We start from the raw sequence: 25,318 nt of genomic DNA on the forward strand, positions 1-25,318 counted from the left end.
TCGGGACTGTCACCCTGGAAGTTCGGCGCACTGGTGCCGGCACGGAGCGCTCCACCTGCAGCGCCCGGTCGCTCCCCATGCGCAGGCGCAGCCGCCGGTCCTGGTCGTCGAACATCGACTCCTCGCCGAGGAAGTCGTTCATGCGCCGGTCCAGGTCGCGCTCCTCGCGCACCTCGGTGATGCGGCCGCGCAGCGCCTTCAGTCGCTCGCGCACCTTGTCCCGGGTATCGCGGAGCGTGTCCGCCTGGGCCAGCAAATCCTCGGGGTCATCACCGCCCGCGGTGGCTTTGTTCAGCGAGGGCACCTGGGACGCGGGCAGGGCTGCGCGGATGGCTTCCCGCTCGGCGCGAACCGAACGCACCGCCTCCAACAACGTCTCCCGCTGGCCCCGGTCCGCAGTGCCTTCCCACGCCGCGAGCAGCCGCGACAGCTCGTCCGACAGCGCCGTGTGCAGGGCCGGTGGGCGCGCTCCGCTTCGCCCTCCGCCGCGACGACGGCCTGCGCCAGCCCGGTGAGCTGGCCGCTCAGCTCCTGCGAACGCCGCAGCGCGTCCTCCAGCTCCGTCCCCGCAATCAGCCGCCCCTGGCGCTGCGCCTTCAGCGTTTCGATGCGTGCCGCCAGCCCGTTGAGCTCGTCGCGCAGGGCCTGCTGCTGCCCCCGCAGCGAGCGCGTCTCCGCGCGAGCCGACTGGGCCCGTCCCCGCACCGCCTCCAGCCCAGACGCGGCCTGACCGGGCATGGCCAGCAGCAGGCTCAGCAGGAGGGCGAGGGGGCGGAGATTCATCAGCGACAGCCCCAGAGCAAGGTGAGTGCCAGCCTGCCAGCCCATCCCCGGAGGTCGAGGCCCCTCGGCGCCCAACAATTCCGGACACCTGGAGCATCCAGGGGGACAGGGGCGGAGGTGGGATACCGGTGAAAAGTCATGGGGGGCGGGGGCGGGTGACAGATTTTCGAGGTTCAGCTCTCCTCGGGAGGCGTCCCCTTGGGGAGGAAGCCGTACTTCTCCAGCTTGTAGTACAGCGCGGACGTCTTGATACCTAGCAGACGGGCCGTCTCCGTCTTCACGCCGCTGGCCTTCTCATAGGCCCGGGCGATGAGCTGACGCTCCAAATCCTCCAGGATGTCGGGCAGGGGGCGGTCGCCCTGGAGCACTGGCAGGCCCGCCTCGACGCGCGGGGTGCCACTGGCAGTGAGGTGTGAGGGCAGGTCCAGGTCGGTGAGCTGCTCACCCTCGGCGAAGACGAGCGCCTGTTCGATGACGTTCTCCAACTCGCGCACGTTGCCGGGCCACGCGTGGCGGGCCAGGGCACGCAGCGCGCTGTCGTCCAAGCCCATCACACGCCGGTTCACGCGCATGGCGTGCTTGGCCACGAAGTGCCGGGCCAGCAGGGAGATGTCCTCGGGCCGCTCGCGCAGGGGCGGCAGCACCACCGGAACGATGTGCAGGCGGTAGTAGAGGTCCTCGCGGAAGCGTCCGGCCTTCACCTCGGCCTGGAGGTCCCGGTGGGTGGCGCTCACCACGCGCACGTCCACCTTGAACGTGTCCTCTCCGCCGACGCGCTGGATTTCCTTCTCCTGGAGCACGCGCAGGAGCTTCGTCTGCACGGAGGCGGGAATCTCGCCAATCTCGTCCAGGAACAGCGTGCCGCCGTCCGCCAGCTCGAAGCGCCCCAGCTTGCGCTTCACCGCGCCGGTGAAGGCGCCGCGCTCGTGCCCGAACAGCTCGCTCTCCAGCAGCGTCTCCGCCAGCGCCGCGCAGTGCACGACGATGAAGGGGCCATCTCGGCGCGGGGAGCGCTGGTGGAGCATCCGGGCCACCAGCTCCTTGCCGGTGCCGCTCTCTCCGCGCACCAGCACCGTGGCGTCGCTCTGCGCCACCTTGAGCACCTGGGACACCAGCCGCTGCATGGGCTCGCTGTCGCCCACCAGGCTGCCGTGCGTGAGGGCCGCGTCCGTGTCGTGCGCGGCGGTGCGCGCCGTCAGCCGCTCCACCTGCTTGCGCGTGGAGGCCAGCTCCAGCCCCTTGTCCACCTTGGCGCGCAGCACCTCGGGCGGGAAGGGCTTGGTGATGAAGTCGTAGGCGCCTTGCTGCATCGCCTGTACCGCGGTCTCGATGGTGCCGAAGGCCGTCACCACCATGACGACGGCGCCGGCATCCAGCGCCTTGAGCGACTTCGTCACCTCGATGCCGTCCATGCCGTCCATCTTCAGGTCGGTGACGACCAGGTCGAACGGCGCCTTGCGGTATGCGGCCAGTCCGTCCTGCCCACTGCGCACCGCGGACACGGTGTGGCCCGCCCGAGTGAGGGTGACAGCCATCCCTTCACGCAGCGTGTCGTGGTCGTCGATGACGAGGATTCGCGCCATGGCGTGAGTCGATTCTCCCTGCAACCCGAGGCCGGCCCGCCTCCTGGAGCCGCCGCATGAGAGCACATCCGGACCGGCTCGCTCCACCGGCTCAGGAGGTTGTCACATGTCACGGGCGTGCGAAGGTGCTGGCGCCGCCTGGCCGGGAGCAGTACGGGGAGGCATGGAATCCGAAGTTTCTTCCGCCGCGTCCCTCCTGGCCCTGCTCGAGCGTCACGTCCCCGAGGACGTGAAGGAGCGCGAGGACCTGGAGCGCATGCGCCACTTCGCCCGTTCCCTGGCACGGCCCTTCTCCCGCGAGCAGTTGGAGGCCCACTTCACGGGCAGCGCGGTGGTGGTGGACCCAGAGGGCGCGCGCGTCGTCCTGTTGCATCACCGCAAGCTCCAGCGCTGGCTGCAACCCGGAGGACACGCGGATGTCACGGACGCGGGCCACATGGAGGTCACTGCGCTGCGTGAGGCCCGTGAGGAGACGGGATGCCGCGTGTCCCTGCACCCGGCCGCGCCCCGGCCGCTGGACGTGGACATTCACACCATCCCCGCGCGCCGCGACGAGCCGGAGCACCACCACCTGGACGTGCGCTTCCTCGTGGTGGCGGAGAACCCCGACGCCCTGGTGCATGACCCGGCGGAGTCCTTCGGCGTACGGTGGCTCTCCTGGGACGAAGCGATGACGCATGCGGACGAAGCGCCTCTGCGCCGCATGTTGGCGAAGGCCCGGCACGTGGTGGCCACCGCGCCCTGAAGCGCTCGAAAGCGGAAGCGCGCACGGCCTCGGGGTCAGGGGCACTGTGGCTTCGCGGACCGAGCGCGCGCGCCCGCACCCGGATTTGAAACAAAATATGGGAAACACGGCCTGATTGCCTTTGGGCCGATGGTGCCGCTGGAAAGCGATTGCAACCATGCCGTCCTGCTTGGGCGGGTGAGGGAGGCCATGTCGGCCTGTCACCTGTCGGGAAGCCAGGAGCCGTGCCCATGTCGTCCGCCGCGCCCCACCGTTACAGTCCCCCTGTGCTCACGCCCACCGCGCACCCGCGCTGGCTGGAGTCGATGTTGGAGTCCGTGCGCGACGAGTGGAACGCGGCCTGCTGGCCTCCGTTGTTCCGCGCGACGGCTGACGGCCAGCGTCCACCGCTGCGTCACTGGCGGCGGGTGCTGTCCCACTTCTTCCTCATCGTCGAGTCCTTCCCCAAATACATGGGCCTGTCGCTGGCGAAGACGACCTACGGCCAGCGTCCCGGTGACGCGAGCGCCCGCCGCTGGCTGCTGCAGAACCTGGGCGTGGAGGCGAAGCATGCGGAGTGGTTCATCGACTGGATGCGCGGAATCGGCCTGGCGCCGGAAGATGTCTTCACCCTGCGGCCCCTGCCGGAGGTGCGAGCGCTGCATGAGTTCCTGCTCGACACCTGCGCGCACGGGACACTGGCCGAAGGCGTGGCCGCGTCCAACTGGGCGGTGGAAGGCATCACCGGCGTGTGGACGCGGGAGGTGGTGGAACCCTTCCGCGCCTATGCCGAGGACGGCGCGCGCATCGACGCGCATTCGATGATGTGGCTCAAGGTTCATGCGCGCTATGACGACCAGCACCCGGAGGAGGCGCTGGAAATCATCAAGCTGTCCACCGACGCGGACACCGGCGAGCCCTCCCGCGTCCAGGCCGCGGCCAGGAAGTCGCTGCAGATGTATGCCGCCGCGCTCCACGCGTGCTGCAACGACTGAATCGCGCGACACCAGCGCACAGCCCTCCGGTGCGCCTCCCGCACACCTCGAGGCCCCGCGTGGGCTCACGGGCCCCGTGTGTCATGTGCTCTGTCCGGAAGGCGGCAGCTTCCGGATGACCGGCCTGTCCGCTTCGCGCGGAGAGTGCCGTACTTGCGGGTGAGGACTTCCGGCTCTCTCCTCGGGGTGTGAGCCCATGGTCTCGGGGGGATGTGCCACATGAATGCCGCAGACAAGGTCATCCAGGAGTACCGGGGACGTGCGCTCAAGGTGTTCATGTTGTGGGTGCTGCCGGTGGCGCCCATCGCCGCGTACCTCAATGGCATGGCCATGGGCGTGGCGGGTTGGTCGGGCCTGATTGCGGTGGCGTGGGTGCTGCCACCCATCATCGTGGGCCTGGGCATCGCCTATCCCGCGTTCGTGATGCACGTGCTGGTGAACGGCGCGCTGCGGGAGCGGCCGGAGGACACGCCCGGCGCGCGGCTGGAGCGAATCCTTCGCCTGCCGTGGCGCGCCGCGGTTGCAGCCTCGTGGGGCGCGTGGACGCTGGGAGGCCTCTGGTTCAGCCTCCACGTGTGCCTGCTGTGGAAGAAGGACCTGTCCCTGGTCGTGGTGGGCACGCTCATCGGCATCTGCTTCGGCGTGGTGCTGGGCTTTCCCATCAGCGTCACGCTAGAGCGGTTGCTGTTGCCGCTGGCGCTGGAGGAGCAGCGCAAGGACCCGACGCTGGCGCTCAAGGGCGGCGGCTTCTTCTGGCCGCGGCAGGCCTGGTTCATGCCCGTCACCTTCATTGGCTCCAGCCTCTGCGCGTTGGTGCTGAGCGGGTGCGTGGTGTTGGTGAAGCTGCAAGGCGTCCGGGACGAACTGCGCAATGCGCTGGTGGCGGAGGGCGCGCACGGCTCGGCGGAGACGCTGATGGGCATGGGCGGCATGCTGGCGGGTGAGCTGGCGTTCGGGCTGGCCTGGGTGGGCGGATTGCTGGCGATTCCCGCCGTCACCACCTGGATGCTGGCGCGCCGCCGGCGCACGCGGCGGGCGCGGTGGGCGTGGCCATCGAGTCACTGTCCGCGGGGCGCGTCGTCTCGCCCGCCTGGGTGTCCACGGATGAGATGGGGGACTTGTCGGCTGGCATGAACGCGGTGCTCGTCCGCCTGCGGCAGTTGCCCCTGTCGCTCAATGCCTCCGCCACGCGGCTGAGCGGCGCGGGACGCCACCTCCGGGATTCGCACGATGAGCACCAGCAGAGCCTGGTCCGTCAGGCGTCCGCGCTGCACGAGGCGCAGATGACGTCGGAGGAGATTCGGCGCACGTCGCTGATGGCCGTCGAGCGAGCGGAGGAGGTGCTTCAAGTGGCCCGCCGCTCGGAGGCCCTGGGACAGCAGGGCGAGGCCGCCGTGGAGCGGAGTCTCAACGGCCTGGCGGACATCCGCCGCGTGGTGGACGGCATCCAGGAACGGCTGACGCGGCTGGCCCAGAGCACCACGCAGATTGGCGAAATCACCGAGACGGTGAAGGACCTGGCGGACCAGTCCCATCTCCTGGCGATCAACGCGGCCATCGAGGCGGCGCGCTCGGGTGAGCAGGGGCGGGGCTTCGCAGTGGTGGCCCGCGAGATTCGCGGCCTGTCGGACCAGTCCATCCAGGCCACGCGGCGCATCCGCGGCATCCTCCAGGACGTCAGCACGGGCATCCGCGACGCGGCGAAGATGGGGGAGGCCGGCGTGCAGACCATTGGCACGGGCCTGGACCAGATGCGGGCGTCGGGGGACTCGCTGCGGGAGCTGTCTCGCATCGCCCAGGAGAACTCCACCGCGGCCCGGCAGATTGCCGCCGCGGTGACGCAGCAGGATGCCGGCTTCACGCAAATCTTCGACGCCATCGCGGACCTGTCGCAGCTCATGGACGCCACGCTGAAGCGGCTGGAGTCCACACAGGAGGCCACCGACACGCTGAGGGTCGTCTCCGACGACGTGGCGCGGATGGCGCGGCAGTTCAACGCGGCGGGGTGACGGAAGCGCCGTGTCCCTGCTTCCCACCCAGCGGCAGCGTGAGGATGAAGCGCGTGTCGCCCGGCGCGGAGTCCAGCCGCAGCGCGCCGCCGTGCGCGAGCGCAATCTTGTGCGCCAGTGGCAGGCCCAGGCCGGTGCCCTTCTCGCGCGTGGTGAAGAAGGGCTCGAAGATGCGCTCGCGCGCCGTGCCGGGCACGCCAGGGCCCGTGTCGCGGACCTGGATGGTGTAGTGGCCGTCGTTGGACGCGCCGGACACCTGCACGCGCCCGCCCGGGGGAGGCCTGCACCGCGTTCTTCACCAGGTTGACCAGCGCCGCGGTGAGCAGGCTGCCGTCGGCTTCCAGCACCGCGGGGAGGCGTCGATGTCCACTGTGACGTCGCGGGCGCTGGCCTCGGCGGCCATCAGCTCGCAGACGACGGAGAGCAGGGTGGGGGCCTCCACGGGCGCGCGGGCCAGGGGCTGCTCGCGGGCGAAGGCGAGGAAGTCCTCGACGATGCGCTGGAGGTAGGCGACCTCGCGTTGGATGCGCTCCACGTGCGCGCCCGCGTCGGCGTGGGCGCCGGCCTGGAGGTCCTCCTTCAAGATTCCGGAGAAGAGCGCGATGCCGCCAATGGGGTTGCGCACCTCGTGGGCCACGCCCGCGAGCATCATCTTCAACTGACGGTCCCGGCTCTCCAGGGCGCCGCGCATGTCCTCCAGCTCGCGCGCGAGGACGCCGATTTCCAGCGTGGGCTCCGGTGGCACCGGGGTCGTCAGGTCGCCCCGGCCGATTCGCAGCGCGGACGCCATCAGCCGCCGCAGCGGCCGGGCCAGACCGCGCGCCGTCACCAACGCGATGACGGCGAGCGCGCTCAGTGCCACCGCGCCCATGATGGCGTAGGTGCGTGACAGTCGCTGCAGGGGACCGAAGAAGGCGGCGCTGGCCTCCACCCCCACGGCGCCCACCACGCGGCCCTCGTACAGGATGGGCGCATACCCCGTCTTGTAGCGCTGTCCGTCCGAGCCGGTGAAGAGCACCTGACTGGCGGCGCGCTCCCCGGCGAAGACACGGGTGAGCTCCAGCCTGTCGCGCGCCAGCTCCGGCATCTCCGCGCCCACCGGGAGCCCGCCCCCGACGTCCACGCGCATCCGGCCCTGCGTGTCCACGGCGTAGACGCGGCGCACGCCACTGGCCTCCGCGATGTTCTCGAAGGTGCGGACGAAGTTGCGCCACGTGCGGGTGCTCGCCACGTCGTCGCCGGGTTCGATGGTCAGCAGCCGCTCGCCATGGACCTGGGTGGCGGTGGCGGCGGCGATGCCGCTGAGGCTGGTGCCCAGCTCTTCTTCCAGGATGACGCGCGCGAGCTGGTAGACGGCGGTGCCCGCCACCGCGACGAAGAGCAGGGTGGGCACGAGGAACGCCACCAGCAGCCGCGCGGAGAGCGAGCCCAGCGCGTCACGCCATCGCGAAGTGTGTGGGGCAACGTGGGGCATGTCCGGGGCGGGACTCTAATCGAGCCGCGTCTCCCTCGCGGGGACGCGGCTGTGTGCTGCTGCCTGCTCGGATGGGGGTTGCCGAGGGCGCGTTCGTGTGCGTACTTTATATGTGGCGCCTCACGGCGCTGTCCCATGACCTTCGCTCGCTAACCCAGGCTTCCGTGATTGCCCTTGCCGCTCCGGCCGATGTGCCGTGGCGTTGACGTGGGCTGCTGTCCGGATGCGTGGGGCCCCGCTGTGTTTCCCAGTCGTCTTCCTGAACCTGAATGACCGGCGCCATCGCGCGCGCGGCATGGAGAACACGTATGCGAAAGCTCAAGTACCACGTTGCCACCAGCGTCGACGGTTTCATCGCCCACGAGGACGATACGTACGGCGCCTTCATGCAGGACCGTCTCATCAAGGACAGCGAGCACGTCGCGGACTACGTCGCGTCGCTGGCGACCTATGCGACGGTGCTCATGGGGCGGCGCACGTATGACGGCGGCCTCAAGGTGGGGGTGACGGACCCCTATCCGAACATGGACACCTACGTCTTCAGTCGCACGATGAAGGAGAGCCCGAATCCGCGGGTGAAGCTGGTGTCGGACGACGCGGTGGGCGAGGTCCGGCGTCTGAAGGCGCAGGAGGGCGGTGACATCTACCTGAGCGGTGGTGGCGCGCTCGCCGGCTTGCTGCTCGCCGAGGGGCTGGTCGACGAGGTCCTGCTCAAGATGAACCCGCTGATACTCGGCTCGGGCATCCCGCTGGTGGCCTCGCTGCGGCAGGTGGTGGACCTGGACCTGAAGTCCACCAAGGTCTACGCCAACGGCGTCGTGCTGCTGCGCTACGCCGTGATGCCTCGGCCATAGGCCTGGCTCGCGGTGCCTCGGGAGGGAGCGTGTCCGTGTGGCTTGGATGCGCTCCCTCCGGCCCACGCGCGGCGAGCACCACTCAGTCGAACATCGCGACGAGCGCGTCGCCGAGCGTCTCCACGCCGACAATCTTCATCTTCGGACCGGCGTCTTCGAGCCGCCGCGCGCTGCCCGCGGGCAGCACCACGCGCTGGAAGCCCATCTTCGCGGCCTCCGCCAGTCGCGGCTCCACCTGTCCCACCGCGCGCACCTCTCCGGCGAGGCCCACTTCGCCGAGCACCAGCGTCTTCGGGTCCAACGGCCGGTTTTGGAGGCTGCTCACCAGCGCCGCGCACACCGCGAGGTCACACGCCGGCTCCGTGAGCTGCATGCCGCCCGCCACGTTGACGAACAAGTCACAGCCCACCAGCGGAATCTCCTCCTTCTTCTCCAGCACCGCCGCCAGCAGCGCCACGCGGTTGCCGTCCACGCCAATCGCCGTGCGCCGCGCGGTGCCGTAGCCCGTGGGCGCCACCAGCGCCTGCACCTCCACCAGCAGTGGGCGCGTGCCGTTCAGCGTGCTCGTCACCACGCTGCCGGACTTGCCCACCGGCCGCTCCGACAGGAAGAGGGCGGACGGGTCCGACACCTCCACCAGCCCCGCGCCCTTCATCTCGAAAACGCCAATCTCGTTCGTGGAGCCGAAGCGGTTCTTGTGCGCGCGCAGGATTCGGAACGGGTGGCCCCGCTCGCCCTCGAAGTAGAGGACCGTGTCCACCATGTGCTCCAGCACGCGCGGGCCCGCGATGGAACCTTCCTTCGTCACGTGGCCCACCAGGAACGTGGGCACCCCCGTGCGCTTCGCGTATGCCATCAGCCGGCCCGCCACCTCGCGCACCTGGGTGATGCTGCCGGGCGCGTTGCCCAGCTCCGGCAGGTACATGGTCTGGATGGAGTCCACCACCAGCGCCTGGGGCTTCAATGCCTCCGTTGCCGTCAGCACCCGCTCCGCGTCCGTCTCCGCGAACAGGTGGATGGCGTCTCCCTCCACCCGGAGCCGCTCGGCGCGCATCTTCGTCTGTCGCAGGCTCTCTTCACCGGAGACGTAGAGCACCGGTCCGTGACGCGCCAGCCTGTCCAACGCCGCCAGCAGCAGCGTGGACTTGCCGATGCCCGGATCGCCACCCAGCAGCACGATGGACCCACTCACCACGCCGCCGCCCAGCACGCGGTCGAACTCGGCGATGCCTGTGCGCCGGCGCGTCTCCGTCTCGCCGCTCACTTCCTTGAGCAGCATGGGCCGCGCCGAACCGCCCGAGGCACCCCAGGCCGGACGTCGCTCATCCGCCTTCGGGTCCGTCTCCTCCAGCAGGGAGCTCCACGCGCCACAGTCCGGACACTTCCCGAGCCACTTCGCCGTTTTGTATCCACACGCCTGACAGGTGTAGTGCGTCTTCGCCTTCGCCATGGGTTGGGTGAATAGCGCGGAACCCTGACGTTTTTGCGACCTTGCAGGCAGGCATGCCCGCAGAGCAGGCAGGCGCCATGTCAAGCCCCCCGGTGCCAAGTTGTACGAACGGGTGGGGCAACCCAGGTTTGCTCCCAGGTGGGCGTCGCACCCTGCGTCGCTAAACAAGCAAGGGAGGTAGTCATGGGGATTATCGCGTTTCTGGTCATTGGCCTTCTCGCGGGTCTGATTGCCCGCGCGCTCATGCCGGGCAACCAGTCGATGGGGCTCCTCGCCACCACGCTGCTGGGCATCGCCGGCTCCTTCGTGGGCGGTTTCGTCGCCTCGCTCTTCCGCAGTGATGGCCGCATCTTCGACCTGCACCCGACGGGACTCCTGTTCTCCGTCCTGGGCGCACTCCTGGTGTTGTTCCTGGTGGGCCTGGCAGGCAGGGGCCGCCGCGTCCACGTCTAGTGCCGCGCGTCAGCTGACGCGCTGAGCCCCTCTTGGGGGAGATGGACCCTGGAGAGTCGTCAACCAGCCTGCTCGCGGGCGTTGACAACTTTCCGGGGTCCACGCACGTTCGGGCCCTCATCCGTCCGTAGAGGAGCCCATGCCTGATACCGCCACTGTCTCCAGCGAGAGCGAGTTCTCCGGTCACGCCCACGTCGCCGCGCCGCCACCGGCGGGCGTGGACGTGCGCCATGACTGGTCGCTGTCGGAGGTGAGGGCCCTCTATGAGCTCCCGCTGCTGGACCTGGTGCACAAGGCCCAGACGGTCCACCGGGCCGTGTTCGTGGACAACAAGGTCCAGCTCTGTTCGCTGCTGTCCATCAAGACGGGCGGCTGCCCGGAGGACTGCTCGTACTGCCCGCAGGCGGCTCGCTACAAGACGGGCGTCAAGGCGGAGAAGTTGATGGCCGTGCCGGACGTGCTGGATGCCGCGTCCAAGGCCCGTGCCGCCGGAGCCACCCGTTTCTGCATGGGCGCCGCGTGGCGCGAGGTGAAGGACGGTCCGCAGTTCGACAGCGTGCTGGAGATGGTGCGCGGCGTGCGCGCGCTGGGCATGGAGGCGTGCGCCACCCTGGGCATGCTCTCCGAGAGCCAGGCGAAGCGCCTGCGCGAGGCCGGCCTGTCCGCGTACAACCACAACCTGGACACGTCGCCCGAGCACTACGGCGACATCATCTCCACCCGCACCTATGAAGACCGCCTGCGCACGCTCAACCGCGTGCGCGACGCCGGCATCTCCGTGTGCTGCGGCGGCATCATCGGCATGGGCGAGTCGGTGGATGACCGCTGCAACCTGCTGCGCACCCTGGCCAACCAGGAGCACCACCCGGAGTCGGTGCCCATCAACGCGCTGGTGGCCGTGGAGGGAACGCCGCTCCAGGAGCAGCAGCGCGTGGAGACGGTGGACATGGTGCGCACCATCGCCACCGCGCGCATCCTGATGCCCCAGTCCATGGTGCGCCTGTCCGCGGGCCGGCAGCAGATGAACGAAGAGGCGCAACTGCTGTGCATGATGGCGGGCGCCAACTCGCTCTTCTTCGGCGAGAAGCTGCTCACCACCGGCAACCCCGAGTACACCCAGGACATGGCCCTGCTGGAGAAGGCGGGAATCCGCCCCCTGGAGCCGCGTCAGGAAGGCTGAGCCCACCGTGAGTGATGAAGCCGTCGCGGCGGCGTGGGCCCGGGAGGACCTGGAGGCCCTGTCCGAGCGCGGCCTGCGCCGCTACCTGGAGCCCCTGGATTCTCCCCAGGGGCCCGTGGTGCGCGTGGGGGCGAGACGCTCGTCAACTTCTCGTCCAATGACTACCTGGGGCTGGCCGCGTCGCCCACCGTGCGTGCCGCGGCGCTGGCCGCTGTGGAGCGCTACGGCGTGGGCACCGGTGCCAGCCGGTTGGTGGTGGGCGACACCGCCGCGCATCACCGGTTGGAAACGCGGCTGGCCGCCTTCGAGCGCGCGGAGGCCGTGCGCCTCTTCAACAGCGGCTACGCCGCCAACACCGGCATCATCCCCGCGCTGGTGGGGCCCGAAGACGCCGTCTTCTCCGATGCCCTCAACCACGCCTCGCTCGTGGATGGCTGCCGGCTGTCACGCGCCCGCGTCTGCGTCTATCCCCACGCGGACGTGGAGGCGCTCACGCGCGCCCTGGCGGAGACGCCCGCGCGCCGCAAGCTGGTGGTGACGGACACCGTCTTCTCCATGGACGGAGACGTGGCCCCGCTGCGCGACATCGTCGCCGCGTGCCGGGCCCACGGCGCCGCGCTGATGGTGGACGAAGCGCATGCCACCGGCGTGCTGGGCGCACGCGGAGCGGGCCTCTGCGATGAGCTGGGGTTGGAAGACGCGGTGGACCTGCGCATGGGCACGCTGAGCAAGGCGCTGGGCGTCATGGGCGCGTACGTGGCGACCTCACGCGAGGTGGCGGACCTGCTGGTATCCCGCGCGCGGCCCTTCGTCTTCTCCACCGCGCTGCCCGCGCACCTGTGCGCCGCCGCCGAGGCCGCCGTGGACGCCGTGGAGGGCGACCCGGACCTGCGCGAGCGGCTGTGGCGCAACATCCGTCGCTTCGCGGACGGCCTGCGCGGCTTGGGCGTGCGCGCCGAGCCTCGCAGCGCCGTGTTCCCCATCATCCTCGGCGAGCCCGAGCGAGCGCTGGACGCCGCGCGCCGTCTGCGCGAGGCGGGCGTGCTGGTGAAGGCCATCCGCCCGCCCACCGTCCCCGAGGGCACCAGCCGCCTGCGCTTCTGCCTGTCCGCTTCCCACACCGTGGGCCACGTGGACCTGGCGCTGGAGGCGCTGCGCACCGTGGGAGTCCGCCGTGGCTGAGCGTGGGAAGCCGTTCCAGATTTTCGTGACGGGCACGGACACCGGCGTGGGGAAGACGCAGGCGTCGTGCGCGCTCCTGTCGCTGCTGGCGGACGCGGGGCTGCGGCCCCAGGGCTTCAAGCCCTACGAGAGCGGCTGCGCGTCCCCGCGTGCACCCGCGGACGCGCTGGCCCTGCGCGCGGCGGCGGGCAGCTCGCTGAGCGTGGATGACGTGTGTCCTCACCGCTTCCGCCTGCCCGTGGCGCCCGGCGTGGCCGCCAGCCGCCTGGGACGCGAGCCCGACTGGGACGTCACGCTGGCCGCGTGGCGTCGGCTGTGCGGGGGCAACGCCGTGGTGGAGGGGGCAGGGGGCCTGTTCGTGCCGCTGGACTCGAAGCACGACGTCATCGACCTCATCGCCACCTTGCGCCTGCCGGTGCTGCTGGTGGCGCGCGCGGGCCTGGGCACGCTCAACCACACCGCGCTGTCGCTCCAGGCGCTGGCCGCGCGCCGCATTCCCGTGCGGGCCGTGCTGCTGTCGCGCGGGACATCCGCGAAGGATGTTTCGGAGCGCGACAACCAGCGGCTCCTGGAGGCGCGGCACGGCGTCCCGGTGCTGGGACCGGTGCCCTATCTTCCCGACGCGCGGCGCCGCCATGCCGCGTTTCGCCGCGCGCTGCGGCCGCTGCTGCCCTGAACGCGCGGAGGCCGGAAAATCGGCCTCCGGCGCGTTTCGTTCCGAGGGCCAGTGCTACAGGTTGCGCAAGTTTTCGGGACATGCGGCCGTGAAATGGACGTGCCGTTTTTTCCGCGCGAGAACGCCTCACGAATGGCGGACATCATCGATCTCACGTTCCTCGCGGACGTCCGGCGGTTCTACAAGAAGCTCATCGACCAGAGGGGGCTTTCCTACTTCCTGCAAAAGGAAGGGCCTCGGCTCTTTCACATCGAGCCCTCCAAGGTGGAACTCGTGCTCCGGACCGCTCTGCGCGCGCGCGACCCTCAACTTCCCCGGCCTCACGACAAGGCCATCGAGCACTGCCGCAAGGAGGTTCGCCGCGACCTGATTCGTCGTGTCGCGAACGCCATGCTGCAAACGGGCCTGTGAGCCGCTTCTCCGCGCGAACGGACTTCGCACGGACACCCAACCCGCTGGCACTGGCGCTCGAGAGGCTCCGCGCCAGCGGATGCCCCCTCCTGGACCTGACGGAATCCAACCCCACGCGTGTGGGGTTGCCCCTGCCGGACGCGGCGCTCCTGGCCCCCGACGACGCCTTCACCTACGAACCCGAGTCCCTGGGGCTCGCCTCCGCGCGACAGGCGCTGGTGGCGGACTTCGCGGCGCGGGGCGCCCAGGTCTCCGAAGCGCACCTGCTGCTGACCTCCAGCACCAGTGAAGCCTACGGCTGGCTCTTCAAGCTCCTGTGCGAGCCAGGGGACAACGTTCTCGTCCCGGCCCCCTGCTACCCCCTCTTCGAGCACCTCGCGCGCCTGGAGGGCGTCCAGACGCGTTCCTACGCCTTGCCGCGCGTGCATGGCTTCGGCCTGGACGCGGAGGAGGTGGCTGCGGCGTGCGACGCGCGCACCCGCGCGGTGCTGGTGGTGAACCCCGGCAACCCCACCGGCCACTTCCTGCACGAAGGTGAACTGGCGGCGCTGGCGGACGTGTGCGCGCGGCGCCAGCTGGCGCTCGTCTGCGACGAAGTCTTCTCGCCCTTCGCATGGGCGCCTGCGCCCGGGCGCGTGGCCACCGTGGCGGGGCGCGCGCTGCCGATGCTCACCTTCGCCCTCTCCGGCCTCTCCAAGTCCGCGGGGCTGCCCGGGCTCAAGCTGGCGTGGACGCACGTGGGCGGCCCGCGGCGCTCCGTGACGAGGCGCTGGCCCGGTTGGACTGGGTGGGGGACACGTACCTGCCCGTGGGCACGCCCGTGCAGCGGGCCCTGCCCGCGCTCCTGGCCCATGCGCCGCGCTTCCAGGCGGCGGTGCTGGAGCGGGTGAAGGGCAACCGCCAGCGCCTGCTCGCGGCCCGGCCTCGCGACGCCCGCTGGGACGTGGTGCCGGCGGAGGGCGGGTGGAGCGCGGTAGTGCGGATTCCGAGGGCGCCCGGCGAGGAGGCCACCTGCCTGGCCCTGTTGGACGCGGGCGTGCGGGTGCAGCCGGGCTACTTCTACGACTTCGGCGGCGGCGCCTTCCTCGTGCTGTCGCTGCTGCCCCAGCCCGAGGATTTCGCCGCCGCCGTCGAGGTGCTCGCGCGGATGTTGAGGCCCTGAGGCCCCGTCACGTCACTCCGTGGGCGGTGCGATGAGCTGCACCGTCTGGAACCCGCCGTCCTTCACGCGGAACAGCTCGTACTCGGACGGCGCCTCGCCCGTGGCGTCGAAGTCGAGGTTGCCGCTGGCGCCCGTCACGTTGATGACCTGTCCATTGCGGATGGCCGCGCGAGCGCCCGCGAAGCCCTCCGTGCCCAGGTTGAAGTTCAGGGACGTGCCTGCCTCGCCCGGCGTCACGAGCGCCAGGCCATCCGCAATGCGCGCGCCGGTGATGGCCTGCGGGGTGTTGACGTCGGGACCGGCGGCGTACGCGGCGCCGAGCGCCACCAGGTACATGGCGTCATACGCGTGCGCGGTGAAGGAGTACTGCCCCGGGTCCGTCTGGTTGAAGGCGGAGCGGAAGCGCTGGGCGAACAGCTGATAGACGAGGTCTGGACGGGCCTGCGCCGGAGACGTGCCGTAGGCATCGTCCACGAGCGCCTCGTTGGCGCCCAGCGCGGTGAAGAGGCCCCGGTCCTTGCCGGCGTCGGTGAAGAACCACCGCTGGGTGGTCCGGCCCGCGGTGGCCGTCTGGTTGATGATGCGCGCGTTGTCCTCGGAGAAGCCGATGAGGACCTCGACATCCGGCAGACTGGTGGTGATGTGCTGCACCACACTGGAGACGTCGGCGCTGTTGCGGGTGTACTGGGCGGACGTCACGGTCCGCTGGGTGGAGTCGATGCGCCCCAGCGTCACGCCGAAGAGGCCTTGCCCGTAGGCGTCATTCACGTAGCTGATGCCGACCTTGGAGATGCTGTCGTAGAGCGGGGCGCCGTTCACCAGGATGTTGCCCTGGAGCAGGTCTCCGATGATGCGGCCCTGCAGCACGTCGGACGGGGCCGTCCGCCAGACGAGGCCTGCCGTGGTGCCGTTCTGGTCGTTGATGGCGGCGAGGTCCGGGCTGGTGGCGCTGTACGTCATCATCAGCACGCCGTTGGGCACGGTGAACGAGGACACCGCGAGCGCCTGGGCGCTGCTGGAGGTGAAGATCATCGGCACCTGGCGCTCGCGCATCAGCCACTGGGCCTGCTCGGCGGCGCGGTTCGGCTCCGAGCGCGTGTCGCAGATGTGGAGGACGAAGGGCCGGCCGTTGACGCCCTCCCGCTGGTTGATTTCGTCCAGCGCCAGCTTGATGGCGTTGAGCGCCTGCACCTCGGACTCGTCCGGGCCGTCGGAGGTGCTCAGTGGCACCGTGGCGCCCAGGGGAATGGCGTTGGCCGCGGAGGCCGGGCCGTAGACCACTCCACAGCCCTCTGGCTGCGGCAGGCAGTAGCCAGCGGTGCACACCTGCGCGGTTTCACAGTCCGAGGACGTCTCGCACTCGGTCAGTCCACTGGCGGTGGTGAAGCTGCACCCGGCCATCAGCAGGGTGCTTCCCGTCATCATCAATCGCAGCGCGCGCATCAGAAGCTCACCGCCATTCCTGCTCCGGCGCCCTTGGGCGCCATCGTGACTCGAATCTCCCCCGCAACCGGGGGGCCATCCTTCGGGTAGAGGACGATGGCGGTGATGACACCAGCCAGTCCCACGCCGAAGCCGACGTCCGCCAGCAGCGCCCGGCTGCGCGTCTTGTCGGCGAACTCCTCCTTGGTCTCCACCCGGGTGGCGCCGTCGAACTGCTCACGCGCGTCGCGCGCCTGCATGCCGAACAGCACGCCCGCCACCACGCCCGCCGCGCCCACGCCCGCCGCGGCGAACGCGCCGATGCGCTGGCGCTTGTAGGACGTCAACGCGCGCTGCAGCTCCGCCTCCTGCTGGCGCCGGCTCTCCTCCTCGGCGCGGCGGGCCGCGAGCTGCTCTTCTTCCGCCTGCCGGCGCGCGGCGTCCGCTTCGTCCTGGAGCCGCTGGCGCTCGGCGTTGGTCGCGGCCGCGACCTGGTCTTCCTTCTCGATGAGCACCCGCAGCCGGTCGATGCTGCGCGCGCTGCGCTTGAGCAGCGTCGGGTCCGTGCCGTCGGTGGCGCCGACGTACTGCTGGTACCAGGTCACCGCTTCGCGCAGCTCTCCCGCGTTCTCGAGGGAGATGGCGATGTTGTAGATGAGCCGCGGGTGGGGCTGGGCTTCATGCGCCTTCTTCAGCGCATCCGCCGCCTCGCGGTACTTGCCTGCCTGGTACAGCCGCTCGCCGTCCTTGATGAGGGCCGCTGCATTTTTTCCGCGCTGCGCGAACGCCACCGGTGGCGCCAGCGCGAGAATCACCGACAACACGAAAGCCAGTCTCATGACCTGAGAGCCTAGCGCGGAGCTCCGGGAAGGTCGAAGCGCTGACTATTACTTCCTGTGAAAAATGGAGGGGCCGCCCACCGCGCTCGGTGCGAGCGGGAGGCGGCCCCGGGGGTTCAGCCTGCGACAGGCAGGCGGGGACTCAGTGGTCCAGGCGCGCCATCAGCAGCTTGCGCTGGAGCATCAGCGCGTCCGGCGCCTTGGTGCCGAGCTGCTCGAAGAAGACCTCCTGGCTCTTCAGCTCAGCCTTCCATTCGTCCTCCTTGATGGACGTGACTTCCGTCACCACGTCGGAGGCCAGGTCCAGGCCATTGAGGTTGAGGCCCTGGTCGGCGCGGGGCACCCAGCCCAGCAGCGTCTCCTGGGTGGGGACGCGGCCGTGGACGCGGTTCACGATCCACTCCAGCACGCGCATGTTCTCGCCGAAGCCCGGCCACATGAACTTGCCGTTCTTGTCCTGGCGGAACCAGTTGACCTGGAAGATCTTCGGCAGCTGGGCGATGTGCTTCTGCATGTCCAGCCAGTGCTGGAGGTAGTCACCCATGTGGTAGCCGCAGAAGGGCAGCATGGCCATGGGGTCGCGGCGCACGACGCCGACCTTGCCGGTGGCCGCGGCCGTCGTCTCGCTGCCCATGGTGGCGCCCAGGAACACGCCGTGGGTCCAGTTGAAGGCCTGGAGCACCAGCGGAACGGTGTTGGAGCGGCGGCCGCCGAAGATGAGCGCGGAGATGGGCACGCCCATCGGGTCGTTGGCCTTGGGGCTCAGCGCCGGGTTGTTGGACATGGGCGCGGTGAAGCGGCTGTTGGGGTGCGCCGCCTTCTCCGCGCTGCCCTTCTTCCAGGGGCGGCCCTGCCAGTCGGTGAGCTCGTCGGGGACCTCGCCGTCCTTGCCCTCCCACCACACGTCGCCGTCCGCCGTCAGCGCCACGTTGGTGAAGATGGTGTCCTTGGCGATGGACTCCATCGCGTTGGGGTTCGTCTTGTAGTTGGTGCCGGGCACCACGCCGAAGTAGCCGGCCTCCGGGTTGATGGCGTACAGGCGGCCATCCTTGCCGGGGTGCATCCACGCGATGTCGTCGCCGACGGTCTCAATCTTCCAGCCCTTGTACTCGGGGGGCGGAATCATCATCGCGAAGTTCGTCTTGCCACACGCGGACGGGAAGGCGGCGGCGACGTAGGTCGTCTCACCCTTGGGGCTGGTGACGCCCAGGATGAGCATGTGCTCGGCCATCCAGCCTTCCTCGCGGCCCAGGTAGCTGCCGATGCGCAGCGCGAGGCACTTCTTGCCCAGCAGCACGTTGCCGCCGTAGCCGGAGCCGAAGCTCCAGATGGTGTTGTCCTGGGGGAAGTGGCAGATGTAGCGGCGGTCGGGGTCCACGTCGCCGGTGCTGTGCAGGCCGCGGTTGAAGTCGTCGCTGTCACCCAGCATGTCCAGCGCCTGCTTCCCCATGCGCGCCATGATGCGCATGTTCAGCACGACGTAGATGCTGTCGGTCAGCTCCACGCCCAGCTTGGTGAAGGGGCTGCCGATGGGGCCCATGGCGTAGGGCACCACGTACATGGTGCGGCCCTTCATGCACCCGGTGAACAGGTTGCCCAGCTTGGTATAGGCCGCCTCGGGCTCCATCCAGTTGTTCGTCGGGCCGGCGTCCGTCTTGTTCGGCGTGCAGATGAACGTGAGGTGCTCCACGCGCGCCACGTCGTTCGGGTTGGAGCGGTGGAGGTAGCTGTTGGGGCGCTTCTCCGGGTTCAGCGGGATGAGGATGCCCTCCTTCACCGCCTGGTCCGTCAGCCGCTTCTTCTCCGCCTCGGACCCGTCACACCAGACGATGCTGTCTGGCTGGGTCATCTCGGCCATCTTGGCCACCCAGGCCAGGAGCGTGGGGTTTTTCGTGGGGGCCTGCTGGCCCTCCGCCGCAACTTGCGTCGAAGCCATGAATTCGTCCTCGTGGTTCAGGTCTGGAGACAGGCCCCAAACGTTCTGGAAGGGGGGCATAAATGCAACCCGCGACCGGTCACCCGCCTTGGTACCGAACAGGCCCCTCCTAATTCCACTTATCAGCGGCTGGTCATCCAGAAGTAAACGGCGCACTGCGCCACGGCACTCGCCATATCAGCGCAGCGAATACAGGTTGGGGCGGGCCTTATGACCATCGCCATCGTCCTGGGTGTTGTCGTCGTCGCGCTGGTGCTGTTCTCGTTCGACACGCTTCCCATCGAGGTCAGCTCGCTCGTGGTGGTGTGCCTGCTGGCGCTCACCGGCGTGCTCACGCCCGTGCAGGCGTTCGAGGGGTTCAGCAACGACACGGTCATCTTCATCTTCACGCTGCTCGCGATGACGCAGGGGCTCGCATCGACGGGCGTGGTTCAGTTGGTGGGTCAACGGTTGGCCTTCTTCGCCCGCTTCGGCCATCAGACGTTCGTCATGGCGATGATGGTGGCGGTGGCGGCCTTCTCCTCTGTCATCTCCAACACGGTGACGACGGCGGCCTTCCTGCCGGTGGCCATCGGCGCGGCCCAGCGTGCCAAGGTGCCCAAGAGCAAGGTGCTGCTGCCGCTGGCGTACGCCTCCATGTTGGGCGGCATGGTGTTCCTCTACGGCACCTCCACCAACCTGGTGATGTCCGCAGCGATGCAGCGGCTGGGCATGCCGGGCATCGGCGTGACGGAGCTGGCGCCGGTGGGGCTGCCGCTGGCGATTGTCGGCATCCTCGGGGTGGTGCTGCTGGCGCCGTGGTTGCTGCCGGCGCGCGAGGGCCGCGGTGCCATGGAGGACTGGACGCTGCGCGACTACCTCACGGAGGCGGTGCTGCCCCCGGACTCGCGCTACGTGGGCAAGGAGCTGGGGGACATCTCGGAGGGGCTGGGGCTGCGCGTCATCGGCATCATCCGCGACGGCGTGGCCCTGTCCGCAGTGCCGGGGTACCGGCTGCGCGGCGACGAGCGGCTGCTCATCGAGGGCAACCGCGAGGTGATTCTGCGGGTGAAGGACCTGCGCGGCATCCAGATCCGCCCGGACGTGCGGCTGTCCGACGAGGAGCTGCACGACAAGGACTCCATCCTCATTGAAGCCAGCGTGCCGCCCGACAGCCCGTTGGTGGGGCGCAGCTTGAAGGAGACGCTCTTCGTGGAGCGCTACGGCCTGGTGGCGCTGGCCCTGCACCGCAAGCCCGCCATCCAGCGCGTCACCAAGCTCCAGCTCCTGGGCCGCACCTTCGGGGAGCGCTCGCTGTCCATGCTGCCGCTGTCGGTGGGAGACGTGCTGCTGCTGCGCGGCGCGCGCGACCGGGTGGACGAGCTGGCGCGGGGCGGCAACCTGACGGTGCTCAGCGGCCACGAGTACCAGCCGCCGCGCTACGGCAAGGCGCTGCTGGCGGTGGTGCTGTTCCTGGGAGCGCTGGCGGCGGGCTCGCTGAACGTGGTGCCGCTGTCGGTGGCGGGCCTCACCGGCATGTTGCTGATGATTGCCACTGGCTGCGTGGACCCGCGCACCGCGTTCCGCGTGGACTGGCGCGTGGTGCTGCTCATCGGCTCCATGATGGCGCTGGGGCTGGCCATGGAGGTGAGCGGCGCGGGCGCGTTCGTGGGAGACAGGGTGGCGGCGTTGGGCGCATTGGGGGCCCACGCATGGTGATGGTGGTGCTGATGGTGCTGACCATCGTCCTGTCCGCGCCGATGAGCAACCAGGCCGCGGCACTGGTGGTGCTGCCCGTGGCCATCAACGCCGCGCAGCAGCTCGGCGTGGACGCGCGGCCCTTCGCCATGGCGGTGACGCTGGCGGCCAGCTGTTCGTTCATCACCCCGCTGGAGCCCAGCTGCGTGCTCGTGTACGGGCCGGGGCACTACCGCTTCACGGACTTCTTCCGCCTGGGCACGCCGCTCACCGCGGTGCTGGTCGTCCTGCTCACGGTGGCCGTGCCCTGGGCGTGGCCGCTGGAGAAGGGCGCCTCACCGGCGCCGGTGGCGCATCGTCCGGCCGAGGGCCTCCGGGCGCCCACGGGGCCGTGACGGCTCAGTGGATTGCGGCGCGCAGCCCCACGTCGGTGATGACCTGCGCCTCGCGCTCCAGCATCCACTCCAGCCGCGCCTTCACGCTGGCTTCGTCGCCTTCGGACGCGGTGACGGCCAGCCGGTAGAAGAGGGACTGATGGCCGTCCTCGGACTGGGCCAGCTCGCCGTAGAAGCGCGCCAGGGCCGGGTCGGTGAGGCCTTCGGCCAGCAGGGACAGCCGCTCGCAGGAGCGGGCTTCGATGACGGCGGCCACCAGCAGCCGGTCCATGCGGCGCTCGGCGGCGGGCGTGCGAATCAGCTTCTGCAGGCCCTGGGCGTAGGGGTCTCCCGCGTCCTTGGTCAGCGTGAGGCCACGCGCCGCCATCAAGTCCAACACGCGGGCCAGGTGAGCGCTCTCCTCGCGCGCCAGCCGCGCCATCTGCGAGGGAAGCCCCGGCAGGTCCGGGTAGGCCTGGAGCATGGACAGCGCGTTGGCGGCGGCCTTCTTCTCGCAGTGGGCATGGTCCACCAGCACCTCGTCGAACCGCTCGAGCGCCAGGGGCAGCCAGCGCGGGTCGGTGGCGGCGTGAAGAATGACGGGGCCCTCTCCAGAGAGGGGACGGCGGGAAGGCGTGGGACGGCTCATGCGGGCGCGGACTGTACGCGGCCGGCGGCTACTCCACCAGGACGAGCCGCCACGTCCGGCCGGCCAGGTAGCCGACCTTGCGGGCGATGCGGGCGGTGCTCTCGTCCCGCTCGTCGATGCGCAGGGTCAGCCGCGGCAGCGAGGACAGCAGGTGGCGGGAAATCTGGCCCAGGCACAGCAGGGCGTGGCCCTTCTTGCGCTCGGCGGGCAGCGTGTAGAGGCCCTCCAGCTCCGCGCCGTACTGGGAGCGGCTGCCGATATCCACCTTGAACACCAGCGCGCCATTCTCCTCCAACACGTAGGTGCGGCGCTGGCGCACGCGCTGGATGACGCGGGCCTCGTAGCCTCGCGGGTCCTCGGCCAATGGGTCTCGCTCGTGCACCTCGCGCACGTAGCCCTGGGCCAGCGGCAGCAGCCGGGGCAGGTCCTCTTCCTTCGCCAGCCGCAAGAGCGGGTTGGTGAAGGGGCCCAGGTCATCCGCCGACACGCTGAACAGCCGCTGCGTGCGCGACAGACGTGGCTTGCCTGGGGCCAGGCTGCGCAGCAACGCGTCCACCGACGACTTGTCGCCCACGGTGGAGCGCAGCGTCAGGCGCGAGGACAGCGCGTCTGCGATGACGCTGGTGGCGCCCGCATCGCTCGCGCTGGGCACCACCAGCCCGCCGTCGCCGCCCACGAACACGGCGGCGGTGAGGACCTGGCTGTCGAAGCGACCGTAGAAGGCGAAGGGCACCCTGCCACGGGGGGCGACGCCGAACTCCTCCAGCAACCCCAGCAGGTAGAGGTTGTGGACCGGGTCCTTCGACAAAAGCCCCCGAAGGGCTTCCGCGTCATGGGGACCAAGCTGTTCGACGGTAACGGGCATGAAGGGTCGGGGGCTCCGGCACCTTACGCAAAACCGGGCCCTACCGGCCAGTCTCCCCAGGGACACGGAACTCGAAGGGGTAGACGACCGTCGCCTTGCCTCCGCCAAAGGGCGCCGGGAAGCGGACGTCCAGCAGCGAGTCCAGCGCGCACGCCTGCACGAAGGGGTCGGGGATGGTGCTGGACACCAACTCGCCCGCGCTCATCACCCCGCCCTCGTTGCCCGCCTCCACGGTGAAGCGCAGCTTCACTGTCTGCGGACCCCGGTTGCGTTGTGCCGCGTCCTCGAAACATTGCTGCACGAGCGGAGTCACTGCCTGGATGGCGGCACGGATGTCGTCGGCGTGGATGCGGCCGGTGGTGGATTCGACCACCGGCTCCACCTCCACCACGCGCCGTGGGTCCCCCGAGGCCGCGGGCGGCGCGGGCACGTCGGTCCGCGAGGACGGGAAGCCGGGCGGAGGCTGCACCGGTGGAGGTGTGACGCTGGGCGGTGACAGGCCGGGCGTGGGGGCGATGCGTGTGCCGGGCGGCTGCGGGGCGGGCAGCTCGTCGGCGGGGGGCGGTCCGACGGGCAGCGGCGCGTCGTGGACGGGGCGCGTCAGCCAGTAGGAGAGGGCGGCGCTCAGGATGAGCACGCCCAGGCTCACACCGGGAATGACGAGCCAACGGATGAGGGACGACCGGTCGGACATGGACGCCAGGAGGATATGCCTCCAGGGCTCACTTGCACGAGCGCTGCTCGGGCTTGCCCTTCGTGCACTGGGCCAGTGGAGCGAACCGCGCCTCGGCTTCCGCCACCGCGTCGTCCACCGGCTTGTCGCACTCCGAGGCGGCCAGCGTGCCCTGAATCTCGAAGAGGCGCAGCACTTCATGGCAACGCTGCTGGAAGTGCTTCACGCCTTCCTTGAACAGCGGCCGCATGACCTCCGGCGAGAAGCCGTAGCCGCTGGCCGTCTGGAGCTGCGAGTCCGGACGGAACATCCACGACGAACGCCAGCTGGAGGCCACCTGGTCGAAGCGGGCGGAGCCCAGCCACATGCTGGTGGCCGCCTTGAGGGCCCCGGGCTCGCGCGGGACGAAGCCGGGGCCCGTGCGGCGGCAGAAGGCGTTGACGCTGGCGGCGTCAGCCACGTTCGCCAGGCGCTCCACGCAGACGTTGTGCTCCGCGAAGCGCCGGCCCACGGCGGCCATCTCCCCTGCTGCACCTCACCCACGCGCGGCTGGGCGACGAACAGGTCGATGGTGCGCATCAGCACGCTGACGGCGTTGTCCGGCGGGTGCTCCGGTGACGGCTCCACGCTGCCGGTGGAGATGACCAGCACGCGCTCGGCGCCGCGCTGAACGGCTTGGAGCAGCGGCAGGCCGGAGCGCACGCCGCCGTCGAAGAAGGAGCCCTTCATCCTCCCGGTGTGTGACGGCAGCCACGGCACCGGGTCTGCGAGCACGGGCTCCACGATGGAGGCGACGACGCCGTTGATGATGCCCTCCACGCGCTGCTGTTCGGTGGCGTTCGGGTCGAGGTTCGCCGGGTCCTGGTCGCTGATGCCGAAGACGTCACCGGTGTCGAAGTCCACGGAGACGGCCACCAGCTCCGTGCCGTTGGTGAGCTGCTCGGGGACCATCGCCGCGCGCAGCTTGCCGTAGATGCCGTCGAACTGGACCAGTCCGCGCAGGTCGGAGGCAATCTTCCAAATCCAGGTGTTGTTGACGCAGTACAGGTCCGACTCCACCGAGCAGGTGTAGTTGCTGACGAGCAGCTGGCGCGCGGCCTCTTCGTGGCCCGGCGTGTGGAACAGGTCCACCAGCGTGCTGATGAGCGCGCCGGTGCTGCTGCCCGCCGCCAGGTCGATGCGCGCGTCTCCACAGCCCTCCGGCGCGGGCTTGCCGCGGCACTGCTCCAGCACGCCGAGCAGCCGCCAGATGGCCCCCGCGCTGAACGCGCCATTGGCGCCGCCGCCGCTCAGGACAATGGCGTTGGATGGGCGTCCCAGCGTGCGGTTCCACTTGCGGACGCTGACGTATTGCGCGGCGGACTCGGCGCCTTCGCGGATGCCGCGGGTGAGCACCTGGATGGGCACGCGGTCCCCCTGGGCATCACGCAGGGCCACCAGCGATGCGGCGATGCCCAGCGTGTTGGCCAGGAAGCGCGCGGCGTCCACTTCGCGCGGTGAGGGCGCGGCGGGGTCCACCGTGGTGGGCAGCGACGGCAGGCCCCACTGCGGCGACTCCATGGCGGTCTTGAGGAAGCGCTCGTAGCACGCGCTGTTGCTGCCGCCCGCGCTCTGCTTCAGGCAGTCCAGTTGCTCGAGGATGGGCTGGGGCGCGTTGCCCATCGCGGACATCCAGCGCGCGGCTTCGGCGGGGGCGGCGTAGGCGTCCACCAGGTGCGTGCGTGTGATGCGCGCCGCGCGCTCCTGGATGGGCACGGGCAGCGGCGCCGCCTGCGGGTCCCCGGGTGTGTTCAGCGCGTCGAGGATGTAGCCCGTGCGCAGGAAGCAGCCGCTGGAGACGGTGGCCAGCGCGGTGAGACACAGCAGGTACGTGGTGCTCCGGTTCATGGGAGTCCCCCGAAAGGCGCGCGACGCCACCGCGTGCCTGGGCCCGCCGCCTCGTCAGGG

20 protein-coding genes and 4 pseudogenes are annotated in these 25,318 nt (G+C 70.0%); 12 read left to right on the forward strand and 12 right to left on the reverse strand.

From position 1 onward, the window contains the following. Positions 1–291: 291 nt before the first annotated feature. Together QEG98_RS06835 and QEG98_RS06840 are read right to left on the reverse strand one after the other, a co-directional pair. Positions 292–783, reverse strand: a complete 492-nt coding sequence (locus QEG98_RS06835; protein WP_316566146.1) for a hypothetical protein — start codon at positions 781–783, stop codon at positions 292–294. A 173-nt stretch (positions 784–956) separates the two neighbouring features. Further along, positions 957–2,366 (reverse strand): sigma-54-dependent transcriptional regulator, encoded by a 1,410-nt coding sequence (locus QEG98_RS06840; RefSeq protein WP_020478237.1) that lies wholly within the window; start codon positions 2,364–2,366, stop codon positions 957–959. Positions 2,367–2,529: 163 nt separating this feature from the next. Between QEG98_RS06840 and QEG98_RS06845 the strand changes: the two genes are divergently transcribed. The 4 genes from QEG98_RS06845 to QEG98_RS06860 all read left to right on the forward strand — a co-directional run bounded on the left by QEG98_RS06845 (position 2,530) and on the right by QEG98_RS06860 (position 6,094). Then, the gene (locus tag QEG98_RS06845) at positions 2,530–3,111 is read left to right on the forward strand and encodes an NUDIX hydrolase (protein WP_316566147.1); all 582 of its coding nucleotides are present in this window, start codon (positions 2,530–2,532) and stop codon (positions 3,109–3,111) included. Between the two features lie 230 nt (positions 3,112–3,341). Then, positions 3,342–4,085 (forward strand): TenA family transcriptional regulator, encoded by a 744-nt coding sequence (locus QEG98_RS06850; RefSeq protein ID WP_090484799.1) that lies wholly within the window; start codon positions 3,342–3,344, stop codon positions 4,083–4,085. 219 nt (positions 4,086–4,304) lie between these two features. Beyond that, a complete protein-coding gene (locus QEG98_RS06855) occupies positions 4,305–5,219 on the forward strand; it encodes a hypothetical protein (protein ID WP_316566148.1) in 915 nt (304 codons plus the stop codon). Beyond that, the gene (locus QEG98_RS06860) at positions 5,132–6,094 is read left to right on the forward strand and encodes a methyl-accepting chemotaxis protein (RefSeq protein WP_316566149.1); all 963 of its coding nucleotides are present in this window, start codon (positions 5,132–5,134) and stop codon (positions 6,092–6,094) included. Before QEG98_RS06855 ends, QEG98_RS06860 begins: the two co-directional genes overlap by 88 nt. Here the strand turns inward: QEG98_RS06860 and QEG98_RS06865 are convergent. Then, a pseudogene (locus QEG98_RS06865) lies at positions 6,078–7,568 on the reverse strand (ATP-binding protein). The gene QEG98_RS06860 and the pseudogene QEG98_RS06865 overlap by 17 nt on opposite strands. 308 nt (positions 7,569–7,876) lie before the next feature. On the opposite strand from QEG98_RS06865, the gene QEG98_RS06870 reads away from it, so the two are divergent. Continuing rightward, positions 7,877–8,422, forward strand: a complete 546-nt coding sequence (locus QEG98_RS06870) for a dihydrofolate reductase family protein (protein WP_316566150.1) — start codon at positions 7,877–7,879, stop codon at positions 8,420–8,422. 82 nt (positions 8,423–8,504) lie between these two features. Here QEG98_RS06870 and radA read toward each other — a convergent pair whose 3' ends face one another. Continuing rightward, on the reverse strand, positions 8,505–9,872 hold the full coding sequence (gene radA / locus QEG98_RS06875; protein ID WP_090484787.1) for a DNA repair protein RadA: 1,368 nt from the start codon (positions 9,870–9,872) through the stop codon (positions 8,505–8,507). Positions 9,873–10,055: 183 nt separating this feature from the next. Here radA and QEG98_RS06880 point away from each other — a divergent pair, with 183 nt between their 5' ends. From QEG98_RS06880 to QEG98_RS06905, 6 genes and pseudogenes are all read left to right on the forward strand, one after another. Further along, positions 10,056–10,325, forward strand: coding sequence for a GlsB/YeaQ/YmgE family stress response membrane protein (locus QEG98_RS06880; RefSeq protein WP_090484785.1), 270 nt, complete (start codon positions 10,056–10,058; stop codon positions 10,323–10,325). A 139-nt stretch (positions 10,326–10,464) separates the two neighbouring features. After that, complete coding sequence (bioB, locus tag QEG98_RS06885) at positions 10,465–11,505, forward strand: biotin synthase BioB (RefSeq protein WP_011551374.1); 1,041 nt, start codon at positions 10,465–10,467, stop codon at positions 11,503–11,505. Positions 11,506–11,512: 7 nt separating this feature from the next. Further along, positions 11,513–12,687 (forward strand): annotated as a pseudogene (bioF, locus tag QEG98_RS06890) (8-amino-7-oxononanoate synthase). Further along, positions 12,680–13,363, forward strand: a complete 684-nt coding sequence (gene bioD / locus QEG98_RS06895) for a dethiobiotin synthase (RefSeq protein ID WP_316566151.1) — start codon at positions 12,680–12,682, stop codon at positions 13,361–13,363. The pseudogene bioF and the gene bioD overlap by 8 nt, the downstream one beginning before the upstream one ends. 132 nt (positions 13,364–13,495) lie before the next feature. Then, a complete protein-coding gene (locus tag QEG98_RS06900; RefSeq protein WP_090486935.1) occupies positions 13,496–13,774 on the forward strand; it encodes a hypothetical protein in 279 nt (92 codons plus the stop codon). Continuing rightward, positions 13,771–14,936: pseudogene (locus QEG98_RS06905) on the forward strand (pyridoxal phosphate-dependent aminotransferase). Before QEG98_RS06900 ends, QEG98_RS06905 begins: the two are co-directional and overlap by 4 nt. Before the next feature lie 12 nt (positions 14,937–14,948). Here the strand turns inward: QEG98_RS06905 and QEG98_RS06910 are convergent. The 3 genes from QEG98_RS06910 to QEG98_RS06920 all read right to left on the reverse strand — a co-directional run bounded on the left by QEG98_RS06910 (position 14,949) and on the right by QEG98_RS06920 (position 19,133). After that, positions 14,949–16,379: an ABC transporter substrate-binding protein gene (locus QEG98_RS06910; protein WP_316566152.1), complete on the reverse strand. Its 1,431-nt coding sequence runs from the start codon at positions 16,377–16,379 to the stop codon at positions 14,949–14,951. Further along, entirely contained in the window at positions 16,379–17,197 is an 819-nt protein-coding gene (locus QEG98_RS06915) for a hypothetical protein (protein ID WP_090484776.1), read from the reverse strand. Before QEG98_RS06915 ends, QEG98_RS06910 begins: the two co-directional genes overlap by 1 nt. A 142-nt stretch (positions 17,198–17,339) precedes the next feature. Next, positions 17,340–19,133: a phosphoenolpyruvate carboxykinase (GTP) gene (locus QEG98_RS06920; RefSeq protein ID WP_316566153.1), complete on the reverse strand. Its 1,794-nt coding sequence runs from the start codon at positions 19,131–19,133 to the stop codon at positions 17,340–17,342. Positions 19,134–19,343: 210 nt separating this feature from the next. On the opposite strand from QEG98_RS06920, the pseudogene QEG98_RS06925 reads away from it, so the two are divergent. Further along, a pseudogene (locus tag QEG98_RS06925) lies at positions 19,344–21,205 on the forward strand (SLC13 family permease). Positions 21,206–21,209: 4 nt separating this feature from the next. Here QEG98_RS06925 and QEG98_RS06930 read toward each other — a convergent pair. The 5 genes from QEG98_RS06930 to QEG98_RS06950 are packed head-to-tail and all read right to left on the reverse strand — an operon-like array spanning position 21,210 to position 25,258. After that, entirely contained in the window at positions 21,210–21,833 is a 624-nt protein-coding gene (locus tag QEG98_RS06930) for a tRNA-(ms[2]io[6]A)-hydroxylase (protein ID WP_141620396.1), read from the reverse strand. Between the two features lie 28 nt (positions 21,834–21,861). Beyond that, positions 21,862–22,698, reverse strand: coding sequence for a DUF4081 domain-containing protein (locus tag QEG98_RS06935; protein WP_316566154.1), 837 nt, complete (start codon positions 22,696–22,698; stop codon positions 21,862–21,864). A gap of 40 nt (positions 22,699–22,738) precedes the next feature. After that, entirely contained in the window at positions 22,739–23,392 is a 654-nt protein-coding gene (locus QEG98_RS06940) for an AgmX/PglI C-terminal domain-containing protein (protein ID WP_316566155.1), read from the reverse strand. Between the two features lie 28 nt (positions 23,393–23,420). Continuing rightward, positions 23,421–23,621, reverse strand: a complete 201-nt coding sequence (locus QEG98_RS06945; RefSeq protein ID WP_316566156.1) for a hypothetical protein — start codon at positions 23,619–23,621, stop codon at positions 23,421–23,423. Continuing rightward, positions 23,594–25,258, reverse strand: a complete 1,665-nt coding sequence (locus tag QEG98_RS06950) for a patatin-like phospholipase family protein (RefSeq protein WP_316566157.1) — start codon at positions 25,256–25,258, stop codon at positions 23,594–23,596. The genes QEG98_RS06945 and QEG98_RS06950 overlap by 28 nt, the downstream gene beginning before the upstream one ends. Between the last annotated feature and the right edge of the window lie 60 nt (positions 25,259–25,318).

Source organism: Myxococcus sp. MxC21-1, from assembly GCF_032612255.1.
GTDB classification, from domain to species: Bacteria; Myxococcota; Myxococcia; order Myxococcales; family Myxococcaceae; genus Myxococcus; species Myxococcus virescens.